This is a genomic window from Vibrio sp. 1069, from assembly GCF_033340555.1.
This window is the reverse complement of record NZ_JAWOWP010000205.1, coordinates 1-859: the sequence shown is the minus strand read 5'-3', so window position 1 is coordinate 859 and position 859 is coordinate 1. Positions and strand designations below refer to the sequence as shown.

Below are 859 nucleotides of genomic sequence, written 5' to 3'. Positions count from 1 at the left end.
AAATTCTGCGGTGCCTTTTTCAAGATTCGGATCGATGACGAACTCACCTTTTGCTACTCGCTGCGCGGCGGCTTCAAGGCGTCGTGCGGGTTGGCTCAGCGCCCAAGCAAGCCACAGCAGTAATGGCGTGCTCACCAGCATGACGGCCAACAGTAACTGGAATGGGTGGTCGAAGAGACGTAGCAGCAGCGGTGGTGGCTCGTTCCATTTAAAGCCAACGTACATCAGCAGTTCAGAGTCGGCCAGAACGATTGGCACAGGGCCGGCAATCATATAGCGGCCATAAAGTCTCTGTTTTGGTTTGTTGTAATCTTCAATACTGGTGACAAAGTTTTGCATCGCACGCAGTTGAAAGTTGCTGCGCTTATCGGTGGTTAAGACGTTGCCGTTGTAATCCGAAAAGAACACTCGTGGTCGTGGGTCATGTTTACCTGCGCGGTTGCCCTCGACGCGGAATAAAATGCGTCCTAGATCGGTTTCTTTGCTGTATTTGTTTTGAATGGCATCACGCGTTTCAATGATCCGCTGATAATGCTCGTCGGGAATGTCGCGTGCTTTCCTTGGATCCAAATGTGGCAGTGATAGCACGGCTATCAATACCAACAGCATAGTGAACCAAAAGATGGCAAAGATGCGTCCATACAAGCTATTAATCTTTGGCAGTTTGATGCGTGAAAGGCGCATTAATCCTCCTCAAGCAGCATATAGCCGCGACCACGTAGGGTTTTGATGCGCGGTTTGCCATTGCTTTGGTCGGGCAGCTTTTTGCGTAAGTTCGACACGTGCATATCGATTGCGCGGTCAAAGGCCGCCAGTCGTTTACCTAGTACGTCGAGGCTCAACGTCTCTTTGGTGAGTA

At 50.5% G+C, this 859-nt stretch carries 1 protein-coding gene and 1 pseudogene; both read right to left on the bottom strand.

What is annotated here, in order from left to right:
* A pseudogene (gene cpxA / locus R7040_RS25460) lies at positions 1–684 on the bottom strand (envelope stress sensor histidine kinase CpxA); the annotation flags it as partial.
* Positions 684–859, bottom strand: a 176-nt coding sequence (locus tag R7040_RS25455; protein WP_318097423.1) for a winged helix-turn-helix domain-containing protein, incomplete at its 5' end; no start/stop codon positions are given. The pseudogene cpxA and the gene R7040_RS25455, both read right to left, overlap by 1 nt.